At 65.6% G+C, this 18,600-nt stretch carries 20 protein-coding genes and 2 pseudogenes; all 22 read left to right on the top strand.

Translation table 11 applies throughout. The features are described from left to right. Window positions 1-3: 3 nt before the first annotated feature. Window positions 4-564, top strand: coding sequence for a DUF2857 domain-containing protein (locus tag WJU18_RS04170; protein ID WP_423458888.1), 561 nt, complete (start codon window positions 4-6; stop codon window positions 562-564). Between the two features lie 2 nt (window positions 565-566). Then, window positions 567-1,813 (top strand): annotated as a pseudogene (locus WJU18_RS04165) (STY4528 family pathogenicity island replication protein). Window positions 1,814-2,128: 315 nt separating this feature from the next. Next, window positions 2,129-2,911 (top strand): PFL_4669 family integrating conjugative element protein, encoded by a 783-nt coding sequence (locus tag WJU18_RS04160; protein ID WP_423458887.1) that lies wholly within the window; start codon window positions 2,129-2,131, stop codon window positions 2,909-2,911. Next, entirely contained in the window at window positions 2,908-3,435 is a 528-nt protein-coding gene (locus WJU18_RS04155; RefSeq protein ID WP_423458886.1) for a DUF3158 family protein, read from the top strand. The genes WJU18_RS04160 and WJU18_RS04155 overlap by 4 nt, the downstream gene beginning before the upstream one ends. Window positions 3,436-3,505: 70 nt before the next feature. Beyond that, window positions 3,506-3,958: a single-stranded DNA-binding protein gene (locus WJU18_RS04150; RefSeq protein ID WP_423458885.1), complete on the top strand. Its 453-nt coding sequence runs from the start codon at window positions 3,506-3,508 to the stop codon at window positions 3,956-3,958. Window positions 3,959-4,231: 273 nt separating this feature from the next. Further along, window positions 4,232-6,244 carry a DNA topoisomerase III gene (locus tag WJU18_RS04145; RefSeq protein ID WP_423458884.1) on the top strand — a complete coding sequence of 671 codons (2,013 nt, stop codon included), beginning with the start codon at window positions 4,232-4,234 and terminating at the stop codon, window positions 6,242-6,244. 528 nt (window positions 6,245-6,772) lie between these two features. Further along, window positions 6,773-8,383: a DNA cytosine methyltransferase gene (locus WJU18_RS04140; RefSeq protein WP_423458883.1), complete on the top strand. Its 1,611-nt coding sequence runs from the start codon at window positions 6,773-6,775 to the stop codon at window positions 8,381-8,383. 240 nt (window positions 8,384-8,623) lie between these two features. Further along, window positions 8,624-9,181 carry a hypothetical protein gene (locus tag WJU18_RS04135; protein WP_423458882.1) on the top strand — a complete coding sequence of 186 codons (558 nt, stop codon included), beginning with the start codon at window positions 8,624-8,626 and terminating at the stop codon, window positions 9,179-9,181. Between the two features lie 332 nt (window positions 9,182-9,513). Next, complete coding sequence (locus WJU18_RS04130) at window positions 9,514-9,738, top strand: hypothetical protein (RefSeq protein ID WP_423458881.1); 225 nt, start codon at window positions 9,514-9,516, stop codon at window positions 9,736-9,738. A 21-nt stretch (window positions 9,739-9,759) separates the two neighbouring features. Beyond that, on the top strand, window positions 9,760-10,152 hold the full coding sequence (locus WJU18_RS04125; RefSeq protein ID WP_423458880.1) for a hypothetical protein: 393 nt from the start codon (window positions 9,760-9,762) through the stop codon (window positions 10,150-10,152). A 149-nt stretch (window positions 10,153-10,301) separates the two neighbouring features. Next, window positions 10,302-10,988, top strand: coding sequence for a hypothetical protein (locus WJU18_RS04120; RefSeq protein WP_423458879.1), 687 nt, complete (start codon window positions 10,302-10,304; stop codon window positions 10,986-10,988). 79 nt (window positions 10,989-11,067) lie between these two features. Further along, complete coding sequence (locus WJU18_RS04115; RefSeq protein WP_423458878.1) at window positions 11,068-11,805, top strand: ABC transporter substrate-binding protein; 738 nt, start codon at window positions 11,068-11,070, stop codon at window positions 11,803-11,805. Between the two features lie 96 nt (window positions 11,806-11,901). Beyond that, on the top strand, window positions 11,902-12,180 hold the full coding sequence (locus WJU18_RS04110) for a uridylate kinase (RefSeq protein WP_423458877.1): 279 nt from the start codon (window positions 11,902-11,904) through the stop codon (window positions 12,178-12,180). A 110-nt stretch (window positions 12,181-12,290) separates the two neighbouring features. After that, window positions 12,291-12,602 (top strand): hypothetical protein, encoded by a 312-nt coding sequence (locus tag WJU18_RS04105; RefSeq protein WP_423458876.1) that lies wholly within the window; start codon window positions 12,291-12,293, stop codon window positions 12,600-12,602. 386 nt (window positions 12,603-12,988) lie between these two features. After that, window positions 12,989-13,801 carry a GTPase gene (locus WJU18_RS04100; protein ID WP_423458875.1) on the top strand — a complete coding sequence of 271 codons (813 nt, stop codon included), beginning with the start codon at window positions 12,989-12,991 and terminating at the stop codon, window positions 13,799-13,801. A gap of 97 nt (window positions 13,802-13,898) precedes the next feature. Then, window positions 13,899-14,252, top strand: coding sequence for a DUF3085 domain-containing protein (locus WJU18_RS04095; RefSeq protein ID WP_423458874.1), 354 nt, complete (start codon window positions 13,899-13,901; stop codon window positions 14,250-14,252). Window positions 14,253-14,396: 144 nt separating this feature from the next. Next, the gene (locus tag WJU18_RS04090) at window positions 14,397-15,239 is read left to right on the top strand and encodes a phosphoadenosine phosphosulfate reductase family protein (protein WP_423458873.1); all 843 of its coding nucleotides are present in this window, start codon (window positions 14,397-14,399) and stop codon (window positions 15,237-15,239) included. Between the two features lie 5 nt (window positions 15,240-15,244). Further along, window positions 15,245-15,754: an XF1762 family protein gene (locus tag WJU18_RS04085; protein WP_423458872.1), complete on the top strand. Its 510-nt coding sequence runs from the start codon at window positions 15,245-15,247 to the stop codon at window positions 15,752-15,754. Between the two features lie 263 nt (window positions 15,755-16,017). Then, window positions 16,018-16,935: a DUF3577 domain-containing protein gene (locus tag WJU18_RS04080; protein ID WP_423458871.1), complete on the top strand. Its 918-nt coding sequence runs from the start codon at window positions 16,018-16,020 to the stop codon at window positions 16,933-16,935. Window positions 16,936-16,992: 57 nt separating this feature from the next. Continuing rightward, window positions 16,993-17,679 (top strand): DUF3275 family protein, encoded by a 687-nt coding sequence (locus tag WJU18_RS04075; RefSeq protein WP_423458870.1) that lies wholly within the window; start codon window positions 16,993-16,995, stop codon window positions 17,677-17,679. Between the two features lie 94 nt (window positions 17,680-17,773). Continuing rightward, window positions 17,774-18,085, top strand: coding sequence for a hypothetical protein (locus WJU18_RS04070; RefSeq protein ID WP_423458869.1), 312 nt, complete (start codon window positions 17,774-17,776; stop codon window positions 18,083-18,085). A 100-nt stretch (window positions 18,086-18,185) separates the two neighbouring features. Continuing rightward, a pseudogene (locus WJU18_RS04065) lies at window positions 18,186-18,592 on the top strand (hypothetical protein). Window positions 18,593-18,600: the final 8 nt, after the last annotated feature.

Below are 18,600 nucleotides of genomic sequence, written 5' to 3'. Positions count from 1 at the left end.
CGCATGTCCGCCCCGCACCCGCTCAATCAGGCCGTCATCGCCCAGGCGCTCTACGACCTGCGCAACGGCCAACTGCGCCGCTGCAAGGCGATGGGCTTCAGCGAGGCCGAGCTGGATGCGCTCAAGCATCCCGCCATGGTGAGCGTGCTGGCCAACGCCAATGTCTCGTGGTGTTCCGTGTCCGTGAACCGCGAGGTGCTCCGGCGTCTGCTCTCGCAGGCGCAGGACGTGGAGAAGGAAATCGCGACCGTCGATCGCATGTTGCGCCTGGGGGCCAGCACGGAGATGGTCAGCCGCTTCTATGGCCTGACCCATCAGGAAGTCGCCCTGCGCCGTGAGGTGCTGGGACTGCCCAAGCGCAAGGGGCGTCACCCTGTCCTAGACGAGAAGCAGGACACGGAACTGTGGCGACAGTGGAAGGCAGTGACCAGCAGCAGGAACGTCGATCTCGAAGACGAAACCTCCATCCTCGATGCCGCCATGGACTTGGCCGAAGGCATGTTGCTGCCTCTGTCGGTGGTCTGGGCCTCAATCAAGAGCTGGGTCGATCAGGGGTTGGGTTGACCATGGCCGTGGACGACACCGCACCACGTCGTGGCCCCATCGCACTCGCAGACCTGTTCGACGCTGCGCTGAAAGACCTTGCGCCCAAGCCCAACGCCGACGCCCCCCGTCCACACCCACGCCTGTCGCGATGCCCACGACCCCGACGTCTGGCGATGCCTTCCTGTTCAGCGGCAATCGGCACGAGACCGTACCGCGGCGCCTTTTCCTCGACCGTCGCCTGACGCCGTTGGAGCGCAACGCCTGGCAGGTCTTCCGGCTGATGCTCAACGACGATGGCGTGACGGCGTTCCCGACGTATGAACAGCTTCGGCCCTGGCTAGCGTCGATGCCCTGTGCCGGGCAAGCCTCGCACGAAACCGTGGCGCGTGCCCTGACGTTGTTGCGCCTCACCCGATGGTTGAGCCTGGTGCGGCGCCGCCGCGAGCCCAAGACCGGCCGCATCCTCGGCAACCTCTATGTCCTGCACGACGAGCCGCTGACCCCCTTTGAAGCGATGCAGCTCGACCCAGACTACCTGCAACTCGTCAGCCAGGCGCTCGGCCATTCGGCCAAAGCCGTGCAGATCGTGGGCCTGAACACACTCAAGGAAATCGCGGAAGACCCGCTGCTGTCCGGCCGCACACTGCCGTCACGGCTGCAGGTCCTGGCCGAACGTCTCGCCAGCCAAGGCATCACGGCGACCGAAAGTTATCCACAAGAGGATGCCACTCACGATTCCGAAGAAGGGGTTGCGAGCCCTCTTCGGAATCCTGATGACCCCACTTCGGACTCCGAAGCAGGGCCGAAACCCGCGCCAGACGCCTCTCTTCGGAATCCGAAGCAGGCCCGTACAGTACGTAGTCGTCGTATTAATGAAGTACGTACTACCGCGCAGGCGCGCGTGCTGGGCGACCTGCAATGGCCCAAGCGCTTCGCGGAACTGAAGGCAGAGCAGCAAACAGGTGCCAGAGTGGCATTGCAGCAAGTCGATGTTTCGCTCAGGCAGGCCGTGCTGGACGAATGGGCTACACGCTGCGCCAATCATGGCATCCGCAATCCTGCGGGGTATCTGTTCGGCATCATCCAGCGGGCCATCCATGGCGAGTTCAACGCCTGGGCCAAGAAAGACGCGCCATCAGCACCTTCCCCGCCAAACGAGCGGCCACCACCAGCGGCACCACCATCCCAGCCGCAGGGCAAGCCTGTGCCGCCAGAAGTTGCCAAGCAGCACATCGAGCGGCTGCGCAATCTGCTTGCCAGCAAGTGAGCGGGCGTGCAAGGCGGTGAAGTGGATGCCGGTGGCTTTCAGTGGAACTATCCCCTGGGGATAGTTCCACTGACGGCTACGACGTCGAACCGCTGCACGCCAGGCCTCGTTCGCCTGCCGCAGATCAGCCTTGTCCGCGCTGATCCGGGTGTGCAGCGTTCCTTGGCGCTCCATGGAGCTATCCCCTGGGGATAGCTCGCGCCGCATGCAACCGCCGCGCTCTGAACCGGGGACGGGCGGGTTTCGGTTTGTTGACTGACTGCCTTCCGCTACCTGCCGAAGCTGTCCGCTCTTTTCCAACAACGAGCGGACACCATGGCAACCACCAACGAACCCCTGCAACTGAATCTCGGCTCCCTGCGCAGCGCGATGTCGCTGACGCTGCACACGCACCACGCCTCGCGCATTTGGCACGGCCGCGCCGCCGCCGAGGGACGACCGGGCATCGTCGGCCTGAACGGCTACATCGCCCAGATGAACAAGATGCGGCGCGGCTCGGAGCAGGACGACCCGTACAGCGACTTCTGGATGCTGCGCATCGAGGACAAGCTCGACCAGACGAAGGCCACGCTGCAAACGCTACGCGAGCAGGTGGACCAGGCCCTGGCGAGCGTGCCGCCGGCACTCACCCTGGGCGAGAACCTCAACGTGCAGCCCGTCAAGCTGCCGCTGTTCGTCAATGCGCAGTTGGGCTTTGCCGCGGTGTATCTGCTGGCCGACTACGACGACATCGCCCGCAAGCTGATCCTCGCGCACCACACCGCGCTGATCGATCGCTCGACGCTCGAACGCTGGCTCAACGAAGGCGCACATGCGCTGCGCAGTCTTTTCAGCCTGGCCCAGCAGTACCGCTACTCGGGCTGCACCCGCGACGACTTCGCCGCGAAGAATGCCGCAGCGCGGGCGGCGCTGGAGAAATTCGGTGAACTGCCGCAGAACGTGCTGGAAGGCACGCGCCGCTCGAAGTTCGCGCCGCCGATCGTGCGCCGTGGCCTGCAGCAGCGCGGTGACGGTCCTGCCGCAACCGCATCGCCCAGCGACGAGGCCACCACCACCGAGGCACCCGAGACCACCGCAGGCGAGGACGCGCAGGCATGAGCGACCCGAACCGCGACACCCGCTACTTCCGCCCGTTGCAACAGACCGCCTTCATGCGGCTGGAACACGCAGGCTCTCAAAAAGGCCTTTTAAAGCCTTTTAAAGGTAAAGGGGACTTGGAGGTCTGGGCCAGCCAGTGCTTCGCCATGCGCGACGAATTGATTGGCTTGGCGCAGCGACAGGTGCTGCAACAGGCCCTCGGGCATCCCTTCCACCTGCTGCCTATCGAACTGGCCCAGCAGACCACTGGCGCAGGCACGGTGTTTTTTCGCTGGCGCAAGCACGACAGGTCAGCCATGGGCGTGGCCCTGTGGCAGGAGCTGATGGCGAGCACCAGCACGCCGGTCAACCTGCTCTCCGACCTGCACGCGATCGAGCTTCAGCGCATCACGCTGAACATGCAGATCAGCCTGTTGCACACCTTGGGCAGGCAGGCCCAGGAGTGCGCCAGCAAGGCCGCCGAGGCGGAAGACGCCTACCTGCGCCGGCTCAAGTCCACACCGCCCACCCTGCGCGATCGGTAATCGCGCAGGGCACCCCAGCACGCGCCCGCCGCCAACCAGCGGGTATTTCAACCACCACGGAGATTGCAACATGAGCACGCATTTTTCTGGCGAAGGCAACATCGGTTCGCCCCCCGAGTACCGGGAGTTCCCCAACGGCAACGACGAGCCCAGCCGCCTTCTGCGCCTGAACGTCTATTTCGACAACCCCATTCCCAAGAAGGATGGCACCTTCGAGGATCGCGGCGGCTTCTGGGCGCCGGTGGAAATCTGGCACCGCGACGCCGCGCACTGGAAGGACCTGTACCAGAAAGGCATGCGTGTGCTGGTCGTCGGCCGCATGGAACGCGAACCCTGGACGGACAACGAGGATCAGCCGCGCGAGACCTGGCAGATCAACGCGCGCAGCGTCGGCATCCTGCCGTTCCGCATCGAGTCCGTGACCCTCAGCCCCGGGCAGCAGGAGACCGCGCAGGAGGCGCAGCCGAAGCCCCAGGCCGCCCAGGAACCGACCGCGCCGAAGGAGCCGAAGCGCAGGAAGTGACCCGGCATGGGGCGACGGCAGTCGTTCGTCGCCCCATGCCCTAGCGAGCTATCCCCAGGGGATAGCTCCATCAACGTCCACCGGCTTCCACGCGCGCCCGAAAGCCGCGGCTCCCGAACCGCACACCCCCGGCCGCACGCCACTCCCGTCCCCGCCATTCCATCCCGTGAAAGTGGTCGCCACCGCATGCGGCTTGTTTGCTGCTGCCCCTGGTGGTGCTCGGCATCCTCGATTCCAGCAACTCAATGAACCACGGAAATCGGATGGACGGACATGCGGCTGTTCTTGTGCGAGAAGCCCTCCCAGGGCAAAGACATTGGCCGGATTCTCGGCGCGACGCAGCGCGGTGAAGGCTGTCTCAGCGGCTCCGGCGTCACCGTCACCTGGTGCATCGGCCATCTCGTAGAAGCGGCAGCCCCCGAGGTCTATGACGCGGCGCTCAAACGCTGGTCGCTGGGGCAGTTGCCCATCGTTCCCCAGCAGTGGCGGGTCGAGGTCAAACCGAAGACCGCCACGCAATTCAAGGTCGTCAAGGCGCTTCTGACGAAGGCGACCCAACTGGTCATCGCCACCGATGCTGACCGCGAGGGCGAGTTGATCGCCCGCGAAATTATCGACCTGTGCGGCTACCGCGGCCCCATCGAGCGGTTATGGCTGTCGGCGCTCAACGATGCGTCGATCCGCACCGCGCTCGGCAAGCTGCGGCCTTCCTCCGACACGCTGCCGATGTACTACTCGGCACTGGCGCGCTCGCGCGCCGACTGGCTCGTGGGCATGAACCTCAGCCGGTTGTTCACCGTGCTGGGCCGGCAGGCAGGTTACGACGGCGTGCTGTCGGTCGGGCGCGTCCAGACGCCGACGCTCAAACTCGTCGTGGACCGCGACCGCGAGATCGCGGCCTTCAAGTCGGTGCCGTTCTGGGCCATCGACGTGTCCCTTTCCGCAGGTGGACAGGCTTTCAGCGCGCAGTGGATTCCGCCCGATGGCTGCACCGACGACGCCGGCCGCTGTCTGCAGCAGCCCATCGCCCAGCAGGCCGCGCAGCAGATCCGCACTGCGGGCAGCGCCCAGGTGGTATCGGTCGAGACCGAGCGTGTGCGCGAAGGCCCGCCGCTGCTGTTCGACCTGGGCACGCTTCAGGAGGTTTGTTCCAAGCAGCTTGGGCTGGACGTGCAGGAGACCCTGGAGATCGCCCAGGCCCTGTACGAGACGCACAAGGCCACGACGTATCCACGCTCCGATTCGGGCTACCTGCCCGAAAGCATGTTCGCGGAAGTGCCGACTGTCCTGGACAGCCTGCTCAAGACCGACCCCTCGCTGCATCCCATAATGGGCCAGCTCGACCGCTCCCAGCGCTCACGCGCCTGGAACGATGGCAAGGTCACGGCGCACCACGGCATCATCCCGACGCTCGAACCCGCGAACCTCTCTGCGATGAGCGAGAAGGAACTGGCGGTGTACCGGCTGATCCGCGCGCATTACCTCGCGCAGTTCCTCCCTCACCACGAGTTCGACCGCACCGTTGCCGAGCTTTCCTGCGGCCAGCAGAAGCTGGCGGCCACCGGAAAGCAGGTGGTCGTCAGAGGCTGGCGTCTGGTGCTGGCCGAGCCGCAAGCGGACGAGGATGGAGAAGCCACGGCGCGCAGCCAGGTGCTCCCCGCGCTGCGCGAGGGCATGGCGTGCCAGGTGGCCGAAGCCGAGATCAAGGCGCTCAAGACGATGCCGCCCAAGCCCTACACGCAGGGCGAACTGGTCAAGTCCATGAAGGGGGTCGCCAAGCTGGTGACGGACCCGCGCCTGAAGCAGAAGCTCAAGGATACGGTCGGCATCGGCACCGAGGCGACACGGGCCAACATCATCGGTGGGCTGATCGCCCGCGGCTACATCGTGAAGAAAGGACGCTCCATCCGGGCATCGGATGCGGCATTCACGTTGATCGACGCCGTGCCCGCGGCGATTGCCGACCCCGGAACCACCGCCGTGTGGGAACAGGCGCTCGACATGATCGAGGCCGGACAGCTCACCCTGGACGTGTTCCTCGGCAAGCAGACCGCATGGATTTCGCAACTGATCGCGCAGTACGGCAGCACCTCGCTGTCCATCAAGGTTCCCCAAGGACCCGCTTGCCCGCAGTGCGGCGCACCGACGCGCCAGCGCACCGGCAAGACCGGCCCCTTCTGGTCGTGCAGTCGCTACCCCGACTGCAAAGGCACGCTGCCGGTCGAAACCGGCGCGTCCAAGCGCGGTGCCTCGCGCCCGCGCAGTAGCGGCCGCAGAGGCTCTTGACCGACCCCGTTCCCCGAGAGCCGTGCCCGCCATCGGCGGCGTGGCCCATGTCCCGCACGCCCTGCGGGACGCCCAGCGCGCAACGCCTTCTCTTGTCCGTGTGCGCGTCCCGCCCGGCCGTCCCCGGCCGCGGGACCTGAAGGTAGCTTCTCCGCGAACCATGTCCGGGGTCTCCCGGCGCGTTCTGCTGATCTGCATTTTTCCGCCTCTGCGAAGGGTCCCCCGATGGCTTGCCAGGCTGCGCGAGCCACCCGGAGACCCTTCGTGGTCAGCGGTATTCGATGCCGTGCCCAACGGCGAAAAACTGGGCTCCTTTTGTGCGCGGATGTGCGCCAGAAGATGCCGGCGCCAACCACGACATGCGCCGGGTGCGATTGCTGACAGCAGACGGTTCTAGCGACGACCGGGCCTGCAACAGCCCACGGGTGGTTCTGTCCTCCCGAGCCGAAGGCCACACGGCCTTCGGCGCCTTTCTCCTGCCGATCAACGTCCCGGCCCGCCCTGGGCCACACGAACAGGAGACCCGACATGAACCCGCAACCTCGCACCCCACGCGGTGTGCCCCAGGCCGCGCCACTGCTGTACGGCAGCGTGTGCAGCGGCATCGAGGCCGTGAGCCTCGCCTGGCAACCCCTCGGCCTCGAAGCCGCGTGGTTCGCCGAAATCGAGCCGTTCCCGAGCGCCGTGCTCGCCCACCGCTATCCCCGCGTGCCCAACCTGGGCGACATGACCGCGATCGCCCGCCAGGTGCGCGCCGGCACGGTGCCGGCGCCAGACATCCTGGTCGGCGGCACGCCGTGCCAGTCGTTCAGCGTGGCCGGTGCGCGCCGTGGGCTGGATGACCCGCGCGGTGCCTTGACCCTTGCCTATGTGGAGCTTGCCAATGCCATGGACCAAACCCGCCATCAAGACCGCCGCCCGGCGGCCACGCTCGTCTGGGAAAACGTCCCCGGCGTCCTCAACGACCGCAGCAATGCCTTCGGGCATTTCCTGGGGGCACTGGCCGGAGAAAGCCGTGCGCTCCAGCCGCCAGGGGATCGGTGGGCGCACGCTGGTTGTGTGTCTGGACCCCGCCGCCGCATCGCCTGGCGCGTGCTCGACGCTCAATATTTCGGTGTCGCCCAACGCCGCAAGCGCGTGTTTCTTGTGGCAAGTGGTGGAGATGACCTCGATCCCGCAGAAGTACTTTTTGAGCGCGACGGCCTGCGCGGGGATTCTTCGCCGGGCTGCTCGCCGTGGCAAGACGCTTCCCACACTGCTGGACATGGCGCTGCAGCAGCAGGCGGCTACGCCGGACTGAAGCGGCCCTATGGCAAGGTCACCATCACGTTCGGGTTCGGCGGTGGCAATACCGCAGGTCCCATCGACGTGGCCGCCTGCCTGACCGCCGCGCCCGGTCCGAAGAATGACTTTGAGGTCGAAACCTTCCTCGCGCAATCCGTTGCAGGCAACGTCACCCACACGCTCAGCACCGCCAATGGAGGCAAGGGCAGCAGCGAAGACGGCACCGGCAAGGGTGTTCCGATCATCGCCTTCACCGCCCAGGGCAGCGGCGCGGATGCGATGGAGAACCAAGCACCGACGCTGCGCGCTGGTGGGCACCGCAACAGTCGCGCGAATGCGGGTGTGGTGCCAGCCGTCGCTTTCGCACAAAACTCCCGTGGCGAACTGCGGCTCGAATCCGGTCACGGCCAGCTTGCCGGAACGCTTTCCACGGGCGGCGGCAAGCCGGGCCAGGGCCGGCCCATGGTGCTGAGCGCGGCGCTGCGTGGCCGCGCCGAAGGACTGGCCTTGGAACTGGGCGGCAACGTAGCGACCGCACTGCGCACCAGCGGCGGCGGCGCGGACAAGCCCCATGTGCTGACCCCCGACTTCGGGGCGCATTTCCGCTACGACTGGAACGACCCTGGCCCCGGCGACTGGTCGCAGTGGCGCGTGCGGCGGCTGATGCCAGTTGAGTGCGAGCGGCTGCAAGGAATGCCCGACGACTACACGCTGATCCCGTACCGCGGCAAGCCCGCCACGGACGCCCCGCGCTACAAGGCGATCGGCAACTCCATGGCCGTCCCGTGCATGGCATGGCTGGGGCAGCGGCTCGTGCAGTGCCTGCACAAGACGGGCTCGACCGCTTCGGATTGATCGGCGACGCAGCCTGCGGGCCGCGCCATTCTCCCTCCTGCATTGCCGATGTATCGGCAGCAGCCCGCAGCCAGGGTGTCAAGGCTGCCGTGGGTTCCGCCCACGCCACCCGCCAGTTCGCCTCGGCATCTCACCGGCGAACGCTGCCCACCGGGCACCGATGCCTCTTTCTCCAACCCACGGGATGGCCGTCACGTCCCATCAGGGGCAAGTCGCCACCCGGTCGATTCAGGACTTCCCATGGAAAACATCACCAAGCAAGACCGCATCAAGCTGAAGAACCTCAAGGTGGCAGACTTTGCCAGCGAGGAAACGATGTGCTTCAGCGCTACCGTCGTCTTCGACGGCACTCCCATCGCCGAGGCCCGCAACGATGGCCACGGCGGCTCGACGTTCCTGCGCGCGCTCGATGGCAAGGCTGCGCTGCTGGCTCAGGCCGAAGCCTTCGCCAAGGGCCTGCCGCCTGCGCCACTCCACCTCGGGCAGGAAGGTGAAGACCCCCATCTCATCGACATGACGCTCGACTTCCTGGTCGATGAACTGGCCGATGCCATGCACGCGGAACGCAAGGTGCGATCCGCGTTCAACCGCGACATCGGCAACAAAGTGCTGTTCATCAAGGACGGCAAGCTGAAGTTCCTCAAGGGCATCAAGCTCAAGGCCATCGCTGACCGCAAGACGTACTTCGCCTCGCTGCACGCCCGGCAGGCCCAGCCCATCGTCATCCTCGCCGAGCTTCCTCCCGAGCAGGCATTCGACCTGTGGAAGCAGCATGTCCTGGGCGACAAGCCCGACTGATCCAGTACCGACGCACCCTCCTGACAGCCCCGCACTCGATGCGGGGCTTCTTTTTTCTGCGCGTATTAATCGGGGCTGGGCCGGATGCCGTTTTCCAACTGACGCGGGGCGGCCCGCGCACGAAGCTGCCCGCATGTTCGCTGATTCCGGTCAGCACATGCCAGCAGCCAGGGTTCCAGGCTGCCGCGGGTCTCTCCCGCGTTGCCCACCAGTCCGCATCGCATCAATTCCGCGGACGCGCGTCCTCGTGACGTCGATGCCTTTTATCAACCGCGTGCGGGAGCTGCCATCCCGTGAGGGACGAGGCCCCGCTTTTTCCAAGGAGCCCGTCCATGTCCCAGCAAGCCTCTTTCGGCCAAACCTTCGGGCAATTGGCCTCGACCTACTGCGGCAAGTTCCTGCCGCTCGAAGTCCTGCAAAGCGCCGCCGGCCACTACATCGGCACGCGCGATCCCGAAGGTCCCCTTTCGCGGGAATCCCGCGAGTACTTCCGCAGCTACGCCGCGGCTCAACGTGCCCTCGAAAGAGGCGGCTGGTCCCAGCTCGCCGTTCCCTGATCCAACTGGAGGAATCACGTCATGAACCAGCTACTGCCGCGGGAAGTCGTCGATCAGATCACGCGGGAAGAGCAGCATTTCGCTGCCGCGCCCCAAGCCTTTTTCGAGGCATGGAAGCGCGGCGTCGAGATTGCTGGCCCCGAGTGGTTCGGCGACAGCACCCGTGAAGGGCTGAACCAGGCCAAGAGCAAGTGGGATCTGCGTCCCAACATGCTACGGCTCAACGACGCCCTCGGCGTCCTGAGCAGCGGCGAACGGATGTTCCTGTCCGCCATGGTCAGCTTCTACAACGCGCGCGAGGGCGGTGCCATGCTCAAGCGCTGCCACTTCCACGGACTGTCGGACTTCGACGGTCTCGATCTGCAACGCCGCAAGGTCATCGCCGACCTGCTGGTGAACTACAGCGGCTGGTGAGCCGGTATCCGGCACACCACCGCGTCTTCGTTCACTCCCCACGAGGGACATGCGCCCACAAGGCCATGTCCCTCAATTTCTTCTCCATCACCCTGCGGATGCCATCGTCCGCACGGGCTGGCTCTGCTCATTTCTCGAAAGGAGCCACCATGGCGAACAACTACTACGAAGGCACGGGCGTTCTCGTGCTGGAGCATGTCACCCCGGTCATCAAGGCGCTGTTCGGCGCCTTCGCGCTGGACGAAGGCCATCCCGGCAACGGGCAGGCCTACATCGCTCAGATTGCCGAGACCAATGATCCGCGCTGGACGGACGTGCTGGACGGCCTGGAAGGCCTGGCCACACAACTCGGCATCCCCATGCCCGACGACGAAGAGTTGTCAATTCCACCTCTGCTCGAACGGCTGGCCGCGCACTTCGGTGCCGAGCAGGACGCGGAGCTGGAGAACCTGATCGAGCACCACAAGTTCGAGGACAGCGCCGACCTGGAAGCCTTGCTTCTGATCGCCTCCTGCTTCGATGACGGCCATCGCCTGACCGCCATTCAGTTTGAGGGCTGCTGGCATTGCAGCAGGCCGAGGCTGTTCGAGTTCGGCGGCAACGGCTGCTACCTGAGCCGCGAGGTCCAGGTCTTCAGAACGTCCTCGCAGGCGCTCCAACTCGGCGACCAACTGCACAAGACGATCCTGTCCGCCGACATCGAAGAGGCCTCGGCCTTGATCGCTCTGGAGGCCGCCAGCCTGCTCGCAGGCATCAACGATGAGAAGTTGCGCCTGAATGTGCGCCGTCGCGTCGCCGACCGACTGGCCCAAATGCCAACGATCAGCGCCGCCTGACGCATTTTCCATTTTCAACCCACCGGGTCCAATTCCCGGTGGCGGGAATTGGCTCCATTATTCAATCTGGAGAGTTCCCATGTCCCAGAAACCCAATCCCTTTCTCCGTGGCTACTGGAATCTGAAAATTGTCCGCACGCTGTCCATCAGCTACGAGGACGGAAGCCCGCATGTCTGGCGCAACATCCACGCGAGCCAGCAACACCTCTCCGACGAGGAACTGGTTTCATCGTCGTGCATCGTCGCCAACGATTTCGCCGTGGTCAGCGATGGCCGCGAAGCCGTGAACGCCGAGGTACTGGCCGAATGCGATGCCGGTGAAGGCGTCAGCGGCGAAGGTGTGATCGGTGCTGTGGTCTATGCCATCCATGGCGAGGACTTCGACGGCCGCCCAGTCCACGTCGGTGACGCCTATTCGGCCGAGGCCGCGCGGGAAGTGGTGCAGCGCCTGAGTTTCGAGACCGGCTACTACAGCCGGTGCTGGGAGATCAGCCGTGAGCACATCACGGTCGATACCTGGCACTACCTCGCCAACTTGGCGGACCTCGCCACGCCGGAGGCCATGCTGTTCATCGCCTTCCGTGTGCCGTACAGCCCGGCGATCGGCGTCAAGCTGATCTCCACCCCCTGGACGGACCAGAACCTGGAGCACGCCGAGGGCATCACCGCCGAGCAGCTTCGACAGGAGCACCAGAACAAGGGCATGCCGGACGACCTGGCGAACATCCTTGAACTGGCCGGCCAGGCCGATGTACGCATCCTCATCCTCGATGCCGACGCACCCGCGCTGCTGGGCCTGCCGCTGGCCGAGCCCTAGCAGCCGCGCGACACGCCAGTCTTCCTCTTTGTCCTGTCATGCCAGCCCGTCTCCCCTCCAGGAGTCGGGCTGGTCCATTTTCATAGGAGCAACCTCATGTTCCCCAACCTCATTTCGCGCGCACCGGACTTCGAGCACCAGCTCGGAGCCTGCGTCAACGCCATGAGCCAGGACGACGCCATCGGCCAGATCCTGGTATTCGAGCGCACGCACGGCACGCTGCACATGCGCCATATCGCCGGCGCCGACTTGGTGGACACCGACATTGACGACTACGAGATGGTCGTCTTCGACGGTGGCAACACCAGCGGCGACACGTGGAAGCATGTGTTCTTCCCGCGTCAGCGCGAGCACTACTTCGTGTACGAAGCCTGACCCAACCAGCCCCTTTCGAGGGGCTTTTTCTTGGCTCTTTGCGGGGCAGAAGCCGCTGGACGGCAAGCGGCGCCTTCACGTTATGGCGAAGTAGGCGCACAATCACCGCCATGAATGCCAAGGACGACGAGCACGAGGTGGGCCGACGATACGTCGGTTGCTTCATGGTGCTGCTCGGAGCTGTCGTCGCGGCATTCGGTGCGCGCGACTTCATTGGCTTCGAGCCACTACCGGCGGTCGTCTCGCCGGAGACCATCCTCTTGTTTCTCGATTTCCGGCGCTACTTTGGGGTTTGGCCGGGACTGCTGGGCATCTTGGCCGGCGTAGGTTTTCTCGTGATAGGGCTGTTGGTGATGATGGGGTATGGCGCCAGGCCCTTGTCGATGAATGCGCGACCAGAGCGTCCCACGCAAACAGACTGACGCTCCGACTGACCGCTGATCGCGCGGATTTGCGGTCCTCGCAGTGCTCGCGCCCAGTTCCAAGGCCAGCCATCGCTAGATCCTGACACTTCTTGCCTCCGGCGCACACTCAGTGTCGGGTACGGTGCCCAATTTTCTTTCCCTGCGCAGGAATGCGGGCGCGAGGCAATGCCGTTTCCCGCGAGCGGACCAGCAGATCCAGGGCCATCCTTGCCGCCATGTTCGTCGGCGTCGCCGACACATGCCCAGGCAGTCAAGACCTTCGAGGCTGCAAGCACGGGAAACCGTGCTGGTCGTTTCTTCCTGCGGACGCCCCGCGTCCATCCACCCACAAGGGACCTCTCCCTTGTGGATGGGGAGTCCCTTGTTCTTCCAAGGAGATTCCCATGGACCGTTCCCTCATCAAATCCTTGATGCCTTCGCTCGTCGCAGGCCATGTGCCCCGCAACGTGCGGTCGTTCAAGTACCGCGTGTTCGATGATCAGCCGCAGTCCTCGGCGCTGGGTTTCGCTATCGATCCCAAGCCCTTCGACGGCAAGGTGGTCGCGGCCAACGACGACGCCATCGTCGTCAAGCTCAAGCCCAGCGAGTTCGCGGTGCTCGATCCCCACCTGGTGACCACCGTTCCCAGCGAAGGTGCCAAGGTGCATGTCCAACCGTATGCCCGCCGCCGCTTCGACGGCCTGCGTGCGGACACCCCGGAAGTGATCACCGAGAAGACCGCGGACGGTGTTCCCTACACCATCACCAGGCACGTCCTCGGCTCCGCGCCTGCCAAGCTGCCCATCCCCAAGCCGCAGTGCATGGAACTGGGGCAGCTCATCCAGCAGTTGGAGGAAATGCCGGCTCCCGACGGGTTCCGGCGCATCACCCACATGCTGGTCGATGCGGGTGCCCGCGACTTCACCTGGGTCGATCCGAAGCCGTCCAAGATCATCGAGACACCCCCAGCGATCAGCTTCTCGGTTTCGACCGCGAAGTTCGAGGGCCAGGTGACGATCCTCTACGATCGCGGCGGCGACACCTACGTGGTCGAGCTGCGCCGCGACGGCGAGCTGATCGATCGGCACGACGAGGTGTATTTCGACATGCTCGGTGAAGTGCTGGATCGGCTCATCGACGACGGGCGCTGGCGCCTGATCGACGTGAGCGTGATCGACGCCAAGGCTCCCCGGCGCCGCCAGGCGGTTGCGGCATGACGTGCGAGGCAAACGGCTGACTCCGCAGCCTACCGGCGACTTGCCCCATAGGCCTTTCATCCGTTCGGGTGGAGGGCCTTTTTTCAGGAGATGAACCATGTCACTTCGATTCAAAGGCTCCGACCTGCGCCCCGTGCTGGCCGAGGCCGTTGCCAACCAATGCCGCGTCGTCCTCGCCAAGGACCAGGGCGTGTACTTCCTCGCCGAGCAGGGAGAACGCCGTCCCGATGGCCGCGTGAAGCTGCTGGCCTATGCCGTCGGCTGCAACCCGGATACCGACCCGTTTGACGACTGGTGGGAGCTGGCGCGCACCGAGCTGGGTGGCGACGACTTCGGCGAGTTCTTCGACCCGAAGGAAGGCGTCTTCGCACGCATCCTGCACGGCACGGACGACCTGATGCTGTCTGCCACCACGACGCACCTGTCGCTGGAGGTGGTGCCATCGGCGTAGCGCGGCTACTCCCGTCCCCTCACGGCCCCCTTCATGGGGGCTTCCTTTTTCCGCACTGCGGCCTTCGCCGCGTGCGTGCTCGTCTCCGGCCGCCATGGCCCGCCGCGTCGGCCCGCCCGCCGACCTACCCACGGAGACGACCGCATGCACCACCCGTTCAAGATCACCCAACCGACCTGCATCAGCTTCTCGGGCGGACGCACCAGCGCCTACATGCTCTGGCGCGTGTTGCAGGCCAATGGGGGCCTGCCTGCCGACACCGTGGTCTGCTTCGCCAACACCGGCAAGGAGGTGGAAGCGACCCTGCGCTTTGTGCGCAACTGCGCCGCGCACTGGCAGGTGCCGATACGCTGGCTGGAATACCTGCCCAGGGAGCCAGGCTTCACGCTGGTGGACTTCGATCGGGCCAGCCGCCAGGGCGAGCCGTTCGAGGCGCTGATCCGCAAGCGCCAGTACCTGCCCAATCCCGTCGCGCGCGGCTGCACGACCAGCCTCAAGATCCGCCCGATGCACCGCTACCTGCGGCATCTGGGGTGGACGGACTGGGACCAGATGATTGGCATCCGCGCCGACGAGCAGCGCCGCGTCGCCAAGATTCGCGCGCGCGGCCATTCCACCGAATCGACCCACGAGACCATGTGCATGCCGCTGGCGGATGCCGGCGTCACCGTGCGCGACGTAGGCGCCTTCTGGCAGGCGCAAGCGTTCGACCTCGACCTGCTGACGGTGAACGGGCGCACGCTCGAAGGCAACTGCGACCTGTGTTTCCTCAAACCGCGCGGGCAACGCCTGGCCCTCATCAAGGCTCGGCCCGAGGCCGCCGTGTGGTGGATTCGCATGGAATCGCTGAACCTGGCGAGCAAACCCAGCGGTGCTCGGTTCCGCGCCGACGGCCCCAGCTACGCCGACCTGGCACGCTTCGCCGCCGACCAGGGCGATCTGTTCGACGCCGCCGAGGAATCGATCGCCTGCTTCAGCGGCGATTGACGGCCATGGACGGGCAATCGCCCTCCCCATCGCTGCGACTACTTCCGGTGTCCTTGCGCCGTGCCAATGCCTTCGTGCAGGAGCACCACCGCCACCACCGGCCAGTTCAGGGCGCGAAGTTCGCCTTGGCCGTTGCGCTGTCCGGCAACGATGCCATCTGCGGTGTGGCCATCGTCGGCCGGCCGGTTGCCCGCCACCTGGACGACGGCTGGACACTCGAAGTCACCAGGCTTTGCACTGATGGCGAGTCGAACGCCTGCAGCAAGCTCTACGGCGCGGCGTGGAAGGCGGCCAAGGCCCTGGGCTACACGCGGCTGATCACCTACACCTTGCCCGAGGAAGGCGGTGCCAGCCTGCGCGCCGCCGGTTGGCTGCTGCTCGGTATGCGCGACGGCGGCGCCTGGAACCGCCCCAGCCGTCCCCGAGCCGGCACCCCCGACCACCTGCGCGGCCGCAAGTGCCTGTGGCAGGCGCCAGGCGGCGCGGACAAAGGGAAACACCCGGATGCCGATTGATTGCTGCCGCGCGCGCGAGGCCCGGCCATGCTGACCCCATGCCTGCTGACGTTGTCAGCGACATGCCAGGCAACCATCGGTCTTCGAGGTTGCCGCGCAGTTCCCACTGCGTGACCGAGCCAGCTCGCACCGCATCCATCCGCGAGCGGCCACCAGTCTCTGGTGGCGGATGCTTTCGCCTTATCAACCCACCGCGGGGTTACGCACCTTTCCCCGCATGCGTGGGCCGGTGTGTCTCCGCTTCATCCCTATGGAGATTCACCATGAACACCACGTCCAACGAGAAATCGTATTTCGACCTCCACACCTCGGGCATCGGCTACATCCAGCGCGTCCGCGAGGTTCCCGTCCGGGGCGGCCGCCGTGCGCAGCCCTTCCTGGCATGCACCATCGCCGCGCTGGTCGGTTCTGCCAAGGACCCCGGCTACCGCTACTTCGACGTCAAGGTGTCCGGTGCGGATGCCAAGAAGCTGGTCGAGCGCTACATCGGCGTTGACGATCCCAAGCAGCGCCCGCTGGTGCGCTTCCGCCTCGGAGACCTCTGGGGCGATGCGTACATCCGCGACAAGGGTGAGCACAAGGGCGAGGCCGGCGCGACGCTCAAGGCACGGCTGCTCAAGGCCGAGCCGCTTGACCGGGCCGAACTGGCCTCGATCAAGCAGCACGAGCTGATCACCCGCGGCATCGGCTACCTCAGCCGTCCGAAGGACGTCTCCCCCAAGGATGGCGATCCGTTCCTGTCGTGCTGCGTCGCGGCGCTGGCCGGACCTGTCGGTGAACCGGAATATCGGTACTTCGACACCATCGTCGCCACCCCTGAAGCCGAGCACCTGGTTCGCCGGTGCGTGCAGGCCATCGAAGGGGACCGCAAGGTGCTGATCGCCTTCCGTCTGAACGACATGAAGATCGATCCGTACATCCGCACCAAGGGCGAGCGCGCCGGGGAACCGGGAGCAAGCCTCGAATCGACGCTCGTCCACATCGGTCTGATCAAGATCGACGGCACCCAGGTTTATCCGACGAGCCAGGCGCAAGCCGAGGCGCGGCAAGCCGAGGACGCACCCGCGCCCGAAGCCGAGGTTGCCGCCGACACCGCTGCCGACCAGCCCGTCGAGCCCGCCGAGCGCGAGCCCGCAGGTGAAGTCGAGGAGCAGGAGCCGGCATTGGCTGCTTCGTTCTGATCCGGCATGGCCCCTCACGGGGCCTTGCCTTTTTCCTATTTCCCAAGGAGAACCATCATGGCAGCCACATCGGCACCTGCGAGATCAGTCCTGCCCATCGTCGTCCCGGGCCAGCTCACATTGCGGACCATCCGCGGCAAGAACGGCCCGTTCACGGTCGGTCGCCTGACCACCCCCATCGGCGAGTTCGCCGTCAAGGACGCGGAGCTGGAGCAGTACCCCGAAGGCAAGTACGACGGGGAATTTGTCATCCGCTACATCTTCGCGAAGTCCTATCCGGTCGCGGGCGGCGCGCGGTTTGAAGTCCGCGCCAACCTCGATGGCATGACGCTCAACGGCATCGAAAAACTGAGCCGTGACGAGGCCCGCAGCTTCGCCACCCAGGAAGTCGATCCACTCGATGAAGAACTGGGGCCCCAACCGGCAGCAACGCCGGCCAAGCCCGCCAGAACGTCCAAACCCGCCAAGCAGGCGCCCGTGCAGGCATCCGCGCCATTGGTCGATACCACGCCCTTCGGCGTAGATGCGCCGACGCCCGCTGCGGCTGCTGCCACCGGCAGCGCCGAAGATGGTGACGCCGCACTGTTCGGCATCCTGTGGCCGCTGGGCGAGTCCGTCAGACTGGATTCGACCATTGACCGGCGCACCTTGCGCGCGCAGGTTGCCCGGCTGGGCGAACTGGGCTACAAGCACCAGTACCAGACGCAGGAGTGGAACCGTCAGGCCGCACTGGAACCTGCGTGATCGCAAACGCCGCATCCGCGGTGTTCTTCATCCACCCGCCGGGGTTCCTTCCCCATGCGGGGGAGGCTCCGGCTTTCTTCTGGAGGTCTCCATCATGTCCACCATCGCTTGCGATGCACCTCATTCCACGCTGGACGAACCCGCGTGGCGCGCTGTCTGCAAGACGGCCGCCGAGCACGCCCAGCGTGGTTGCGGCCTGTCCTGGGATCACTGGGTCACGCTTTTCAGTTCGGAGATCGACGCGCAAGCCAGTCGGTTGCCGGAAAGCCAGCGGGCTCAGGCCCTGGAAATCGCGACCCAGGAATGGGACTACGCAACACCTGCCGAACGGCAGGAAACGCAGGAGTGGAACGCTGCAAACGGCTGCATCGAACTGGGCTACTGCCCAGCCGGTTGCGGTTCCTAGTCCGCACCGGACTCCATCGCCGCACGCGCGGCATTCCATCACCCGCTGGGGGCTCTCCCCCACGGGGAGGCCTCCGGCTCGATTCCTCAGGAGGCCTTTCATGGGCTGGTATTTCTCCCCCAATCGCGGTCTGAACTGATCGCGGAACTGATCGCACCGCAAGAGACCGAGCGCGCCAGCGTCAAGGTCATCGCCCACGCGCTGCGCGGCAACGTCCTGTGGTCCGTCGCGGAAGTGACGGCCAAGGTCGAAGGCGTGCATCGTCATCTGGCGCCGGGTCAATCCCTGCGCTACATCCGTTGCGATCTGCTCGAACGCAGCGGCGGCCAGTGGGGCTACAAGCCGCTGGACGAGTCCATGCACCCGTACTACTACTCGTGCCCGCTGTCCTATCTGGATCTCGCACCGGAGCAGTCCGCCGATTGGCGTACAGGCGTTCGCGCCTACCACGCGCAGCGGCGCACACCCACGGCACCTGCGGCACCCACCGCAGCGCTGATGGCCTGAGCCAGGAG

The sequence above is a fragment of the Ottowia sp. VDI28 genome, from assembly GCF_049532675.1.
In the GTDB taxonomy this organism is placed as follows: domain Bacteria; phylum Pseudomonadota; class Gammaproteobacteria; order Burkholderiales; family Burkholderiaceae_C; genus Ottowia.
Note: the sequence above shows the minus strand (reverse complement) of the source record. Positions and strands in the feature narration are given on the sequence as shown.

Coding starts and splice junctions, on each gene's coding strand:
- WJU18_RS04095 (WP_423458874.1), top strand. CDS start 13,899: ATGTCACTTCGATTCAAAGGCTCCGACCTGCGCCCCGTGCTGGCCGAG.
- WJU18_RS04160 (WP_423458887.1), top strand. CDS start 2,129: ATGGCAACCACCAACGAACCCCTGCAACTGAATCTCGGCTCCCTGCGC.
- WJU18_RS04085 (WP_423458872.1), top strand. CDS start 15,245: ATGGACGGGCAATCGCCCTCCCCATCGCTGCGACTACTTCCGGTGTCC.
- WJU18_RS04075 (WP_423458870.1), top strand. CDS start 16,993: ATGGCAGCCACATCGGCACCTGCGAGATCAGTCCTGCCCATCGTCGTC.
- WJU18_RS04120 (WP_423458879.1), top strand. CDS start 10,302: ATGGCGAACAACTACTACGAAGGCACGGGCGTTCTCGTGCTGGAGCAT.
- WJU18_RS04100 (WP_423458875.1), top strand. CDS start 12,989: ATGGACCGTTCCCTCATCAAATCCTTGATGCCTTCGCTCGTCGCAGGC.
- WJU18_RS04110 (WP_423458877.1), top strand. CDS start 11,902: ATGTTCCCCAACCTCATTTCGCGCGCACCGGACTTCGAGCACCAGCTC.
- WJU18_RS04125 (WP_423458880.1), top strand. CDS start 9,760: ATGAACCAGCTACTGCCGCGGGAAGTCGTCGATCAGATCACGCGGGAA.
- WJU18_RS04170 (WP_423458888.1), top strand. CDS start 4: ATGTCCGCCCCGCACCCGCTCAATCAGGCCGTCATCGCCCAGGCGCTC.
- WJU18_RS04145 (WP_423458884.1), top strand. CDS start 4,232: ATGCGGCTGTTCTTGTGCGAGAAGCCCTCCCAGGGCAAAGACATTGGC.
- WJU18_RS04155 (WP_423458886.1), top strand. CDS start 2,908: ATGAGCGACCCGAACCGCGACACCCGCTACTTCCGCCCGTTGCAACAG.
- WJU18_RS04080 (WP_423458871.1), top strand. CDS start 16,018: ATGAACACCACGTCCAACGAGAAATCGTATTTCGACCTCCACACCTCG.
- WJU18_RS04135 (WP_423458882.1), top strand. CDS start 8,624: ATGGAAAACATCACCAAGCAAGACCGCATCAAGCTGAAGAACCTCAAG.
- WJU18_RS04070 (WP_423458869.1), top strand. CDS start 17,774: ATGTCCACCATCGCTTGCGATGCACCTCATTCCACGCTGGACGAACCC.
- WJU18_RS04130 (WP_423458881.1), top strand. CDS start 9,514: ATGTCCCAGCAAGCCTCTTTCGGCCAAACCTTCGGGCAATTGGCCTCG.
- WJU18_RS04150 (WP_423458885.1), top strand. CDS start 3,506: ATGAGCACGCATTTTTCTGGCGAAGGCAACATCGGTTCGCCCCCCGAG.
- WJU18_RS04105 (WP_423458876.1), top strand. CDS start 12,291: ATGAATGCCAAGGACGACGAGCACGAGGTGGGCCGACGATACGTCGGT.
- WJU18_RS04090 (WP_423458873.1), top strand. CDS start 14,397: ATGCACCACCCGTTCAAGATCACCCAACCGACCTGCATCAGCTTCTCG.
- WJU18_RS04140 (WP_423458883.1), top strand. CDS start 6,773: ATGAACCCGCAACCTCGCACCCCACGCGGTGTGCCCCAGGCCGCGCCA.
- WJU18_RS04115 (WP_423458878.1), top strand. CDS start 11,068: ATGTCCCAGAAACCCAATCCCTTTCTCCGTGGCTACTGGAATCTGAAA.